Origin of the sequence: Faecalicoccus acidiformans (assembly GCF_014202635.1) — a bacterium.
In the GTDB taxonomy this organism is placed as follows: Bacteria; Bacillota_I; Bacilli_A; order Erysipelotrichales; family Erysipelotrichaceae; genus Faecalicoccus; species Faecalicoccus acidiformans.
The window spans coordinates 1-13498 of record NZ_JACHHD010000001.1; the positions used below are offsets into that span (position 1 = coordinate 1).

The following is a 13498-nucleotide window of genomic DNA, read 5'->3' on the forward strand; positions in this document are numbered from 1 at the left end:
TGCGAAATATTCAATGACCATCAATTGGTATATTTTATGCGAATCGGTGGTACACGCACAGCGAAATCATGGCCTAATTATAGGCGAAATATTCAAAAAGGTCGCATTTGGTTCTTTCAGTTCTTTCAAAACATTCAGAATCGTTAAATTACTAATATTAACACCTTGATTTGAAAATGGATTATCTTCATAGAAAGTGATTCCGCCGTCAGAACAAATATAACGTCGAGCCTGGTAGTTAAGAATACAAGGATCCAGGCTCAAAAGAGAATGATGAATCTTTCGCAGCTTATATTCTTTGATTCTGATAGAAAACGATCCACAATTTGGACAGGAACAAGTTTTTTTCTTTAGGCGAACGTTAATGACAAGGGTGTTATTGATTCGGCAAGAAGAGAGATGCTCAATGTCATCTTGAGAGAGGTTGAGAACATCTGATATCATTTCATTGGTAAGGGACAAATTACCACTCCTTTCGCATGAATGTGTGAGCAAGAACATTCTAATACGAAAGGACTTTTTCATGGAAAAAATGGGAATCAATTGACCCTACAATAATTTAAAGGTCGACATGATATCGACCCTATGATTTCTTAAAGCGTTTAAAAACCCTACGATAATTTAAATACCCAAAATAAGCACATTTGATAAATAATATAGAGTAAATAACAAATATAAACTCGATTTATTAATATCTTTATGGTATTATTCTAGCGTTGATTTTAGGATTTGATATTATGAAGAGAATTGCTCTGGTAAATTTTATTGTAGATATATTATTGATCATTCTTTTATTTGCGATATTTCAATTTAATTTAAACTATCATTGGCGATTAGTTGTGCTTTTTTCGTTTGTTCAGTTAATGTGTGGCCGTTATCGAGACAATGTATTATTGATATGGGAAGAAATCAAGGTGATATTGATTAGTCATGCTTGGTTTTTCATCATATCAATTTTGTTTTTTAGAATCACACAATGGCAAGAGATATTTTATCTATTGTTGATAACATTACTATCAGCATTTTTTTGCTTGCTTTTTTCTCGATATTCTCATATTTGGTTTAGATCTTATTTCAAGAAAAATGTATTAATTATCGGAATGGGTCATACAGCTGAGAAATTAAGTGGAACAATTAAAAATAATAGATTTTCTTTGATGGATGTACGAGCATTTATCAATTGCAATAATTCTTCTTTATTACCTCATGCATACCAACAAGTGAAAGTGGTTGAAGATTATCGCATTTTTCCGTTAGATGAAATTGAGAAAGTAATTCAAAAAGAGAAGATTACTACAGTTATTATTGCAGTTCCACAATTAATCAGCAGTGATATTGAAATCTTATTAAAGTTATTGAATGATAAAGTGAATGAAATTAAAGTGTTACCTAGAACGGAAACGTTAGTTACTTTTGATTCTCGAATTGATGACTTTGATGGGTTATTGATGATTTCTACTGCTCAAAGTAAGATCACTTTTACCTCTCGATTCTTCAAACGAATTTTAGATATTATAGGAGGAATCGTAGGGTTTATATTACTAATTCCTTTGTATTTCTTTGTCCGTCGTAAGAACCATAAAGAGGGGGATTATGGTCCTGTTATGTTTAGACAGATACGAATTGGTAAAGATGGAAAAGAATTTACTATCTATAAATTTAGAACCATGATTGAAAATGCTGAAGAGAAGTTAGAAGTATTAATGAGAACAGATCCTGCAATTCGTGAAGAATATTTGACAAACAAAAAGTTAGTTAATGATCCTCGAATTACTAAAGCAGGTAAATTTTTACGTAGAACAAGTCTTGATGAGTTTCCACAATTTATTAATGTAATTAAAGGGGAAATGTCATTAATCGGGCCTCGTCCATATCTTCCTAGAGAAAAAGAGGATATGGGGGATTTCTATCATACGATTATTCAAATGAAACCAGGGTTAACTGGTATGTGGCAAACGCATGGTAGAAGTGATACAGATTTTGTGACAAGACTTTCGTTAGATGACTATTATTTTAGAAACTATAGTTTATGGCTTGATATGACTATATTGATTCGTACCATCAAAACTATATTGGGCGGTAAAGATGCGAATGCTCGGTGATAGGTATTGGCCATTATTTATTACATTTTGAAATATCATTTTAGATAACTTAAAAGCAAATAACTTAAACATCTTATAAATTTATTAAAACTAATTGAGGAAGAGACAATGTCGCTGTTTGATTATTCGTTCATTTTAGCGTATTTACCTTTATCGGTAATGATGTATTATGTTTTGGGGAGATTCTACCCTAAGTTTTGTAATATTTATTTGTTGATTATCTCGTCTTTTTTTTACTTATTGATGAATTCGCAAATATCTATTATTATCTTTTTTAGTATATTGTTTAATTATTGTTATTATCTACTGATTCAGAAAATTGAAACCAAAATTAATAGAAAAAAACTATTAATAGTATTTCTTGTCATCAATATTGGAACATTGATGATATTTAAATATAATAATTTTTTTATAGAAAATATTAATGCGATTTTTAAAACAAAGTATTCCTTATTAAAACTTGCAGTTCCTTTAGGAATTAGTTTTTTTACATTTCAACAGATTTCTTTTCTTGTTGATTTATACAGAAATGAAAACGTGATTCGGTATCCATTTATTGAATATGCACTGCACTTATTATTTTTTGGATGGGTAACTTCAGGACCGATTGTACGCCATAATCAGGTTATTAATCAATTTCTAGATGATTCAAATAAGAAAATCAATTATGAAAATCTAAGTGGAGCTTTTATAATATTTGTCCATGGATTATTTAAAAAAGTCATAATCGCAGACACATTAGGTAAGATTGTAAATACAATTTATTTAAACTTGTCTGATCTTAATTCTACAACAGCATTTTTATTTGCCTTTTGTTACACATTACAGATTTATTTTGATTTTAGTGGATACTCAGAAATAGCTGCCGGAATAGCTAAGTTTTTATCATAGAAATACCTCTAAATTTTAATCTTCCTTATCAGTCATATTCATTTACAGAGTTTTGGAAAAAGTGGCATATTAGCCTGACTTCTTTTTTAACAAAATACATTTACATACCTTTAGGTGGGAACCGAAGAGGAAAAGTTGTTATGTACACAAATACTATGATAGTTTTTTTTATTAGTGGTTTCTGGCATGGTGCAAATTACACCTTTATTATTTGGGGATTAATTCATGGAACTATATTATGTATGAATAAATTATTGAATGAAAAATTCAATAGGATCACTCCTGCTTTGAGATGGATAATAACTTTTGGAATTGTAATGTTATGTTGGGTGTTTTTTAGGTCAAATAATATCAATGATGCTATATTTATAATTAAAAAGATTATGGTTTGTGATTTTCAACCATTAGATGTTTCCTTAACAAACCTTATACATTTTCCGGAGATTAATATGCTTTTATCATTTATTGGTTTATCGAAGATGATTGAACATACGGAACTAATGTTTGTAATAGCGATTTTGTTAATCTTTCTTTATGTTATGATTGAGAAAAATATAATCTTAGAAGTGAAAGAAAATTTTATAAAGTTTAAAAAATATAGATTTGTTTTTCTTTATTGTTTTATGGGGTTTTGGAGCTTATTAAATATGAATGAGGTTGTTACTTTTATTTATGAAATGTTTTAACTGATTGATTTTTGGGAGTATATCATTGTATGAGCAATAAAAGATTTTTTATAACGATATTTGTTGTTTTTTTTATATTAAATTTTATTTGGTGTTTTATTGTATATGACTCAGATTATATTTTTAAATTTAAATCACCAAAAGGAGAATACTCTATATCTAATGAAATTTATCAAAATAGTGGTATTGCTAATAATTTTACATATGATTCAGCTATTATTGGATCAAGCATGACTGAAAATTTTAAACCAAGTACCTTTGAATTATATTTTAAAACCTATCCAATTAAACTATCCTATAGTGGATCAAATTCTTATAATATTGAATTATCACTCTCACAAATATTCAATTCAAAAAATGATGTAAAAAAGGTTTTTATTAGTTTAGATGATTATATGTTATTTAGTGCTACAGAAGATTTTTATCCATTTATACCCTCATATGTTTATGAAAAAAACTTGGAGTCAACTTTTCAATATTTATATAATAAGAATTTGTTTATGGAACTAAATTCATCTTTTAATGAGAATAAATCATTGTCTCCAATGGAATTTGCATATAATTGGAATGATGAATTTGAGTTTTCAAAAGAAAATTGTTTAGCGGGATATTCATACTATGAAGATACCAGCAATTATCAAATATTTAATGGTGATTCCCGTTTAATTGTGGATCAAAATTTAAGTAGAATAACTAAATATATATCAGATAATCCAAACTGTCAGTTCTATATTTTTTTTCCTCCATATAGCATGGCACAGTGGTTTACATATAGTGTTGGATCAGGAATCGATTATGAAATTGATCTTCAAAAATTTGCTTGTGAAAAACTATTAAAATTTGAAAATGTTAAATTATACTATTTTCAGGACAATTTGGATATAGTCACTAATTTAAATAATTATAAGGATCTAGGACACTACTGTGAAGACATTAATGTAGAAATTGTAAAATTAATGGCAGATAATAATAGTCTATTAACTACGGACAATTATCAAGATATTCTTGATAATTGGAGGATTACAGCCAAAAATTATGATTATAAAGAAATGTTTGAGGACTAATGAGTATTCCATTTAACGAATCGTTATATCGTTTAGGAATGTACCGGATGATGTAGTTTTGGTGCTTTAAATTCTAGCGGGGCGTTTCCACCCCGCTCGATTTTAAAGGGTATCCAAAATAATTAGGGGTTTTCAATTTGGGGGAGAATCTGGGGGACCAATTTAGGGGTCTGTGAATTGACCCCTTTTTTTCTTGTTGGCATATAATATTTCCGTTATGCTCCCTGCTGCACTAGTCAACAGAAAGTAGACACTTTCATAGGGTAACCAAAGTTAACCGGGGTTTTACAAAAGTAGTTGGGGTCAACAACCGGGGTCATTAACTGGGGGATGCCCATTATCCAAACTTAACCGGGGGTCAACAACTGGGGTTTGATAAAAATTACCTCTGGATTGATATCATCAAATCGTGATATCTTCCAGAGGTTTTTTATTGCCGGCTCTTTTTAGTTTTCTTATAGCTGCCTCTTTTCTTTCCTGGTTTATGAATCTCTTTATCCGGACGAGGAATCAATCGCATAGGAGCATCATCTCTAAGTGCCCATAAGATCCTATTTCGATTAAATTGAAAGTTTGATATTCCATGGGATTGAGCTCTAAGCGCAGATGGAAAATTGTTGAAAGATTCTAAAGGGCCGTTTGAAAGTCTTCGTAACGCCGCTTCAGTTATGTTCTTGTCCTTTACATAAATAAAAGAATTAACTATCGAGTCGTGATATCGAGTCAGCAGACAGCCGAACTCCGTGAAAATCGGGATATTACAATCCTTATAAATATCAATCAGTTCATCCAGTCTTTTTTCTGCGTTTTTCAGATCATTGATTATTACGGAGTGAGAAGTCCACTCAATACGGCAAAATAAGTCCATGTATTACGGTGACGAAGTCCACTTAATCCGTTAGACAAGTCCATCAGAAATTAAATTTTTTATCATGATCATTTATAAGTGGCGTATCCTGGTTTTATTCTATCCTCTTGTTCTATAAGATATGTATGCGATGCTTATCTCATTTTAATATCTTGTGGAATCGGAGGTGTTTTTTTATGCGAGATGTTAAAAGGGTTTTGGAAATGAGATCTCAAAACCATAGTCAGCGAGATATTGCGCGCGCCACAAAAGTATCAAGAGATACAGTTAGAAAAATATTCAATGCCGCTGACTCTAAAAAAATCTGTTGGTCATCTATTCAAGATCTTAGTGAATACGATGTCCAAAAATTATTGTTCGAAGAAGAGGTGAAAATCAATCTGTCAATCAAGCAGCCGGATTTCGACTATGTTCATAAGGAACTGTTGAAACCCGGCACGACGATCAAACTGTTGCGGGAAGAATATGCAGATGCTTGTCGGTCCATCAATGTCCCTTTCTATCAGTACAGTTACTTTTGTGAAAGATATCGTGATCACGTGAAAAAGCACAACATGACCATCCATATCAATCACAAGCCAGGCGATAAGATGATGGTGGATTGGAATGGAACATGTATGTACATTTATGATCGGTACACCGGTGAAAGAATCACTGCTTATCTATTTGAAGCCACCCTTCCATTCAGTATGTGCAGCTTTGTCCGTGCCTGTCCGAGCATGAAGATCGGCGACTGGATCGATTGCCATATCCACGCTTTCCGGTATTTTGAAGGTGTTACCCGATTACTTGTCCCCGACAATCTGAAAACCGGGGTTATCTCCAACAGAAAATATGAAGATCCTGTTCTCAACAAGTCCTATCAGGAAATGGCAGATCACTATGATACGACAATACTTCCTACCAGAGTACGTAGGCCGAAAGATAAAGCAGCGGTTGAGGGTGCGGTCGGAGATTGTACGATAGCTATCGTTGGAAAACTTAGAAATCGAAAGTTTTTTTCATTCGAAGAACTGAATGAAGCGATACTCAAAGAATTGGATACGTTTAATTCAAAACCTTTTCAAAAGAAGGAAGGCTCTAGAAAATCGGTCTACATGGATGAAGAATTTCCATTTATGAAACCTTTACCGAAATACCCTTTTGAATTGAGTGAATGGAAGCGTGCCAAAGTCCAGCTTAATTATCATATATCGGTTGAAAAAATGAACTATTCCGTTCCCTATGAATATGTCGGTCATTATGTGGATGTGAAACTCACAAAACGTTCGGTGACCGTCTACTATAAGATGAACCAGGTATGTTCCCATGATCGTCTTTATGGACGAATCAATCAATATTCAACCAATGAGAGCCATATGCCGGAAAAACATCAAAGATTCCTCTGGAACAAGGACCGTTTTATACGATGGGCCGCTTCAATCGGTGAAAGTACAATGACAGTCGTCCAGAAATTATTCAACCGATATAAAGTGGAGGAACAGGCCTATAAGGGGTGTATGTCCCTTCTGAAATTATCGGATAAATATGGAAAAACTAGACTGGAAGATGCGTGTCAATTGGCGTTGGAGCACATCAGCCAGCCTAGCTATAGAAATATTAGAATGATACTGCAGTCAAATCAAGACAGGAAGAAGAAAACCCAAACTTCTCAAAAAGAGACCGTCGAGTATGCCTTTGTGAGAGGGAAAGACTATTATGGAGGAAAACGGAATGGATAGAAAAGAATTGATCATGAAACTCAAACAAATGAAGTTACCGGTCATAGCGGAACGATATGAAATGCAGTCATCCGATCCTGATTACAGCTAGCTATCGTTCGATGAAAGATTTGGCGAAATGATAGATATGGAATATGACAGTCGAATCAATCATACGATAGAGAAAAATATCAGAAACGCTAAATTCTATGATTCTACAGCGAACTTAGAATCTATTGACTATAATCCTGAAAGACAATTGAACCGTTCCCAGATGGAAGAACTGGCAACCAATAGATATATCGACAACGGATTAAATATAATATTCGTAGGTGCATCTGGATGCGGTAAGACCTGGTTATCCAACGCTCTGGGAGTACATGCATGTCGGAACAGAAAAACGGTATTGTATATCCGTTTACCAGAACTTTTCTCAAAATTTGAAGAAATGAGGATCCAGGGGAAATATAACGAGTATCTGAACAAACTCGGAAAGTATGATCTGGTTATACTGGATGAATTTTTATTGAAACCAACGAACGAAACAGAACGAAGTGACTTATTAGAGTTGATGGAAAAACGGTGTAACAAAAAATCAACTATTTTCTGCAGCCAGTATTCATTTGATGGATGGCATCAATCATTGGATGGTGGTCCAATCGCAGATGCGATACTGGATCGCATCGTCAATTCCTCCTATATGATCACACTTCATGGAAAGTCATTAAGAGAAACATATTCAAAATTGAATAGATCCAAATAGTAAAAAAGCACGGTTTAAATAGCCGTGTTTTTATGTGGACTTCTTTACGTATTTATATTTATAAAATGGTGGACTTCATAAGCGGATTGAGTGGACTTCTCTATCGTACAGGATGGACTTCAGTTAACGGAATACTCATCTTAGAATTCTGGCTTTCAAACACCAGGCATGATCAGTATTATCCCATAATGTATAGTTTCCATCAAAACTTTCATTTTTAAATAGATCGCATACCGATACAGCTTCGCTTTTATAATCATAAACATATAGCCATATTGCTAATTCAGTAATCAGCCCTGTATCTTTCGCAGATTTCATACTGCATTTTTTTAAGATTTTTTTACAGTTGCTTTGAACACCTTTTTTATTTACAGTATCCATAATATTTTGTATAGTTTCGTTCATGATTTTACCTCCTTCTCTTCAATGCAACTGAAATAAATTGGCTTCTGATGTCCATTGTGCTTTTATTCGTTATGACAATGGTACTGTATATGGCGATTGAGTTAAAAGAAAAAAATATGTAGGAAAGGAATTTGATATACTATATTTGTCTTACAGGCTGCGCCGATTTTAAAATCCTTGTTAAGTTCTTTTCAAGTATGTTTATTTGTTCTTCCAGATGCACAATTCGGATCCATATCATCAAACAGGATCATTCTGAGAAGCGTTCCATAAAGTTGATATAATCATGTCTGAGTTTACGAAACTGGTCTTGCTGCTTTAATTGTATATAATGCTCAATCTGCTGATTTAATTGTTCTTGCAGGAAGTGTGCTGTTACTTTCTGCTTTTTTTGTTCTTGAAATTGAATCAGTTTTTTAAATAAGTAGAGTACGGATAATAAAAAGAGCACAGAGTAAAGAACGATTAAGTACAGATTGATTTCATAAACGATGCATGTACATAAAAGAAAACTTAGGATCTGTAGGGCCATCAATATGCTTTCTAAAATGATGGTCTGTGGATCTGAGGCTTCCTTTGGCCCAAAAAGAACAATAGCCAGAGAGTAAAAAATCAATAGGCAAATATATTGGACCACATAAAACCATAAAGTATATTGATGAAAAAAAGTGACTTGTTGTATTTCGGTATCGGATAGTAACAACATGGCCAACATGATGATTTCACAAAAAAACATGATGAATTCCCATATGATGGTAGCCCATAAACAACGCATTTTTGATTCCTCACGAAATAAGATACGTAACATGATGTAGACCATGATCATCCCTGTCGGAATCGTAATATAGCTGTTGTTGATGAGTTGAGATACAGGTCCCATGATAAGAACAAAGATCAACATCATGAGAATAAAGTTTCTTATCTTATGTTCATTATGAAAAAAGAAAGTAAAAAAGTAAGCAAACGATGTAACTTGTATGCTGTAGATAAGTATTCCGAGTCCTAACATTCTTTATCTCCCATTGTTTCTTTGTTCTATGAAGTTTATATAATCGTGGCGAAGCTTTCGAAATTGTTCTTCATTTTTTAGTTGGATATATTTTTGAGCTTGTTTATGAAGACTGTCCTGAAGATACTGCAACGTGATTTCTTGTTTTTTTCTGTTCTGGTATTCTATATTTTTCTTAAATAGAAAAATCGCAGTGATTATAAACAAGCAAGAATAGATCAGTAAAGTCGAAATGCTCATCGTATAATAGAAAGATGTGGTGATGATACAAGTGAGAATTGCCATAGCCAATAAAATGGATTCCCAAGGCATATAGGCATCTTCTATTGTTCTGTTCGATTTAAAACGGTAAATGATGAATGTAAAGGAAACCATCATCAAGGTAAAATGAAGAATATAAAAACCTATCGCATATTGATATGTGGAAATTGCCGGTGTTGGATTGATTCCTACTAATAATAAAAAGATCAGAGATATCATTTCGCAAAGAATCATACATCCTTCATAGAAAAACACCGCTAAGATGCAGCGTTTTATGCTTTCTTCTTTAAATAACATTCGCAGCAATATAAAGGTCAAAACCATCGTAGTGGGCATCGTGATATAACTGTTATTGATAAAAATTGCGATTGGTTCAAAGATCAAATTGAATGCCAATACGATCAAAATGCCATTTTTTAATCTGTTCTTTGCTCCTAAAAAGCCAGTAAAGAAATACGCAAATGCCAAGCTTTGAATTAGGAAGATTAAAAGACCTAGTAAAGACATATCTATTCATTCTCCAGACGTAAAGTCGCCGTACAAGTAATCGCGTGTTCTTTTTCATTGATCTCAACAGTAAAACTGCCATGGTGTTTTTTACATTGTTGTTCAATGATCCCTAGACCTAAGCCATGTTCGCGGCGGTCTTTTTTTGTGCTTTTCTTAGGTAAGTCCGTCATTTCAGGAGATATTGGATTTTTTACTTGAATGATTAAGTAATTGGCTTGTGTGTGTATGGAAACATCGACATATGGTTTGGATATGTTGTGAGCAGTACATGCTTCCATCGCATTGTCAATCAAATTGTTTAAAACAGACAGAATCGCAAAATCCTCTAGAACGAGATCTTCTTTGACACTGGCTTTTACCAGATAGCGAATGTGATTTTTCTTCATTAAAAAGGATTTATGATATAAAATCGCATCTACGATCTTGTTGGGACAATAAGAAATAAACAAATTGTCCATCTCCTCCTTAAATTGCGGATCAATCGTATCCGAAGAAGAATTCTTTAAGATTTCCAATTGTTTTGATAATTTTTCGATATCCTGATCTGCTTGCATCATAGCCAATAGATGTTCATCTTGGATCTTCTTTTGCTGGTAGAGCGTCTCTCGTTTAATCTCTTCTTCCGTTTGTTTTTTTAAATCCTGAAAGATCTTGATCAGCAGAAAAAAAGAAAAGCACTCTAAAGCAACAAGCATCAAGGTGATCATCGTTTTATAGGGCGTATCAGAATGAAAGCGTAAAAGAATCGTAATAGTAAAAATAATAAGGTTTACAAAAATAAAATAGACATTTAATGATCTTTGATGAAATAGTTTGATAATATAACTCATAGCGAAGACTCCTTAGATTGTATAAAGTTTAGATAATCATGACGCAGTTTTGAATAGGTTTCTTTGTTCCAGGCTTTTGAAGAAAGCGCCATATCTGTATAAGAACTTTCCAGGGCTTGGATTGTTTTCTCCAGCTTTTCCTTTTTTTGTTGCTGGACCAAATAGGCAAATACCCCGAAGTTGAAGCCAAAAAAAAGAAGCAAGATACCCAGGCTGTAGAAAGTAAATAAAGTATCCGATTCTACAAAAATTGCCGACATCCAACAAAATATTTGTAAGACGAGGGCTAGACAAGATACGATAAACACGATTTTATTTTTGAGTACATCCTTCTCATGAAAACAATAGAGAAGAGCTTTGTAGACGATAACTAGCAGCACACACTGCAATATTGAAAAAAATACAGGATAAGACTGTTGGTTTAAGAAAAAATCCGTGCCGTTTTGTGTCGAGAAAGAGAATAAAAACAGAATAAACAGAAATTCCATCAACAGGACTCCCAACTGGTAGAGCAAGACAGCGCCTAGTATTTTTGTTTTCTTTTCTTCTTTATAGACCAAACACAACATAGCAAAAACCAAAGCCATTAAAAGAACCACTTTAAAGGCATAATGCGAAAATAAAGAGATCGCAATAGGATAGATAATGAGTAAATAAAAGAACCAAACGATCCAAAAAGCTTTTTTAGGATGCGTAGAAGTTAAATACTTTGAAAAGAACCACGCCCATGCAAGACTTTGGAATATATAGAAAAAATAATTGAACATAAAACTTAGTAAAACTGATGAACCAGATAGTCTTGAAAAGCCTTCTGAATCTTTTTGGAGTATGTCCGGCTAATTGGAATCATGAATCCGGTATCGGTAATAAAATCGGTTCGGTTCAATTCTTTTACATGGTTAAAATTGATCAAAAAACTGCGATGGCACTGATGAAATTGAGAATTGATCTCAAGCCCTAGCTCATCGAAGTTTTCATTGACACGAATGGTTTCTTTGGACAAATAAATCAAGCTATAGCGCTTGATTCTTTCCACTGCGATAATGTCTTCTAAATGAATCAGCATTTGTCTGGTTCCTGAGTGAACACAAATCTGTTTATGCATGGACACAACAATTGAGAAAGCCTTGTTCAAAGCTTTCTCAATGCGCATTTCTAATTCTGGTTTATAAATAAAATAACAGTGTTTTGTTTCATAAATATCCGTAACTTTTTCTAAATAGGCGCTGATAAAGATGACAACGGAATGATGAAATGATGTATGGAGTTTATTTGCCATCTCTATTCCGTCTTCCTGGTCCAACACGATATCCATTAAAAAAATGGTAGGAATCGAAAGATCCAAGTCAGCTTCAAAGAGTTCTTTGGCCGATTCAAAAGAATAATACTGTATGTTTGTGTGAAGATTGACATTTTTAACGATTTTAATAATACGTTCCTTTTGTTTAGGATCATCTTCACAAAGAATGATCTGTAGCATTTGGGTTATCCTTTCTGCTTCTCTATTTTATCATAGAATACGATTGTTGTATTTTGTGATTTTTGCCTCAATCTGCATTTTGAGACAGTTCTTTTGCGTTTGGGGACAGCTAGCCCTATTCTTTTTTTGTTCTATGTATAATGAAATCAATAAAGGAGAAAGAAAAGAAAGGGTGAATTTATGAAGAAAACGATGATTCTTTTTTTGTCGGCTTTTTTGATGGCTGGCTGCGCTGCAGATTCTTCACAGACACTGGATAAAAAGGATGAAGACACGCAAATTGTGCAGACTGAATTAGAAAAGACACCAGAAGTTATTGTTCAAGATTCGATAGAAAAACTAAAAGAAGCGGAAAGCTTTGATATGGACTTTGTTGAGGAAGATACACCCATGAATGAATTCTATAAGTATTCGAAAACTACGATTTCTGGTACATGGACCGATGTTCAAAACGAAGTGTTTGAGGGAAATTATGGTGATGTAAAAGTAGATAATGATGATCCGGATACGAAAAGAAATGAAATGGATATGGAAGGTCCAATCACAAAAAAGGCGGGAGAGGATGCTATTCTTCCAGCTGAGTACAATGACGGATATGAATTTTCAATTGGGTATATTGAAAAGTTTCCTAAAGATGTACCCAATCCCAATGAAGAGTATGTTGAGTATACTTCCCAGCAAGAAGAAACGGATAATGGGGTCCGGTATGTGTTCCATACGATAATGACGATTGATCAAGGCAATGGTGCCGTTTATGACGAGACTAGAGACTATGAGTACGAATTAGACAATGAAGGAAATATCGTTTATTTCAAATCTACTTGGATTAGTCCTCTTTTCACAAATTCTGGTATCTTGACAGATCAAATTCGGACAGTCACAGAAGAATTCACATACAAAAATATTATTTATGCAGAATAGGAGATTTA

General features: G+C 33.3%; 14 protein-coding genes and 1 pseudogene. 7 read left to right on the forward strand and 8 right to left on the reverse strand.

The genetic code is table 11. The annotated features are described in order from the left end of the window. Window positions 1-66: 66 nt before the first annotated feature. Window positions 67-444 carry a transposase family protein gene (locus HNQ43_RS00005; protein WP_183373631.1) on the reverse strand — a complete coding sequence of 126 codons (378 nt, stop codon included), beginning with the start codon at window positions 442-444 and terminating at the stop codon, window positions 67-69. 293 nt (window positions 445-737) lie between these two features. Between HNQ43_RS00005 and HNQ43_RS00010 the strand changes: the two genes are divergently transcribed. From HNQ43_RS00010 to HNQ43_RS00025, 4 genes are all read left to right on the forward strand, one after another. Next, the gene (locus HNQ43_RS00010) at window positions 738-2102 is read left to right on the forward strand and encodes a sugar transferase (RefSeq protein ID WP_183373632.1); all 1365 of its coding nucleotides are present in this window, start codon (window positions 738-740) and stop codon (window positions 2100-2102) included. A gap of 381 nt (window positions 2103-2483) precedes the next feature. Beyond that, on the forward strand, window positions 2484-2993 hold the full coding sequence (locus HNQ43_RS00015) for an MBOAT family O-acyltransferase (protein ID WP_183373633.1): 510 nt from the start codon (window positions 2484-2486) through the stop codon (window positions 2991-2993). A 2-nt stretch (window positions 2994-2995) separates the two neighbouring features. Next, window positions 2996-3679, forward strand: a complete 684-nt coding sequence (locus HNQ43_RS00020; protein ID WP_342353945.1) for an MBOAT family O-acyltransferase — start codon at window positions 2996-2998, stop codon at window positions 3677-3679. A 29-nt stretch (window positions 3680-3708) separates the two neighbouring features. Beyond that, the gene (locus HNQ43_RS00025) at window positions 3709-4743 is read left to right on the forward strand and encodes a hypothetical protein (protein ID WP_183373635.1); all 1035 of its coding nucleotides are present in this window, start codon (window positions 3709-3711) and stop codon (window positions 4741-4743) included. Between the two features lie 430 nt (window positions 4744-5173). Here the strand turns inward: HNQ43_RS00025 and HNQ43_RS00030 are convergent, their stop codons facing one another. Next, on the reverse strand, window positions 5174-5611 hold the full coding sequence (locus HNQ43_RS00030; RefSeq protein ID WP_183373639.1) for a transposase: 438 nt from the start codon (window positions 5609-5611) through the stop codon (window positions 5174-5176). Between the two features lie 176 nt (window positions 5612-5787). Here HNQ43_RS00030 and istA point away from each other — a divergent pair, with 176 nt between their 5' ends. Together istA and HNQ43_RS00040 are read left to right on the forward strand one after the other, a co-directional pair. Further along, window positions 5788-7332 carry an IS21 family transposase gene (gene istA / locus HNQ43_RS00035; RefSeq protein ID WP_183373640.1) on the forward strand — a complete coding sequence of 515 codons (1545 nt, stop codon included), beginning with the start codon at window positions 5788-5790 and terminating at the stop codon, window positions 7330-7332. A gap of 103 nt (window positions 7333-7435) precedes the next feature. Beyond that, window positions 7436-8074 (forward strand): annotated as a pseudogene (locus tag HNQ43_RS00040) (ATP-binding protein); the annotation flags it as partial. A gap of 135 nt (window positions 8075-8209) precedes the next feature. Here HNQ43_RS00040 and HNQ43_RS00045 read toward each other — a convergent pair. From HNQ43_RS00045 to HNQ43_RS00070, 6 genes are all read right to left on the reverse strand, one after another. Next, a complete protein-coding gene (locus HNQ43_RS00045) occupies window positions 8210-8479 on the reverse strand; it encodes a DUF6707 family protein (RefSeq protein WP_183373641.1) in 270 nt (89 codons plus the stop codon). A gap of 250 nt (window positions 8480-8729) precedes the next feature. Next, window positions 8730-9488, reverse strand: a complete 759-nt coding sequence (locus HNQ43_RS00050) for a hypothetical protein (RefSeq protein WP_183373642.1) — start codon at window positions 9486-9488, stop codon at window positions 8730-8732. A 3-nt stretch (window positions 9489-9491) separates the two neighbouring features. Further along, window positions 9492-10256 carry a hypothetical protein gene (locus HNQ43_RS00055; RefSeq protein WP_183373643.1) on the reverse strand — a complete coding sequence of 255 codons (765 nt, stop codon included), beginning with the start codon at window positions 10254-10256 and terminating at the stop codon, window positions 9492-9494. A 2-nt stretch (window positions 10257-10258) separates the two neighbouring features. Beyond that, window positions 10259-11089 (reverse strand): sensor histidine kinase, encoded by an 831-nt coding sequence (locus HNQ43_RS00060; protein ID WP_183373645.1) that lies wholly within the window; start codon window positions 11087-11089, stop codon window positions 10259-10261. Further along, complete coding sequence (locus HNQ43_RS00065) at window positions 11086-11856, reverse strand: hypothetical protein (RefSeq protein ID WP_183373647.1); 771 nt, start codon at window positions 11854-11856, stop codon at window positions 11086-11088. The genes HNQ43_RS00060 and HNQ43_RS00065 overlap by 4 nt, the downstream gene beginning before the upstream one ends. A gap of 5 nt (window positions 11857-11861) precedes the next feature. Further along, window positions 11862-12569, reverse strand: coding sequence for a LytR/AlgR family response regulator transcription factor (locus tag HNQ43_RS00070; protein WP_183373649.1), 708 nt, complete (start codon window positions 12567-12569; stop codon window positions 11862-11864). A gap of 180 nt (window positions 12570-12749) precedes the next feature. On the opposite strand from HNQ43_RS00070, the gene HNQ43_RS00075 reads away from it, so the two are divergent. Next, window positions 12750-13490, forward strand: coding sequence for a putative periplasmic lipoprotein (locus HNQ43_RS00075; RefSeq protein ID WP_183373651.1), 741 nt, complete (start codon window positions 12750-12752; stop codon window positions 13488-13490). The last annotated feature ends 8 nt before the right edge of the window (window positions 13491-13498 follow it).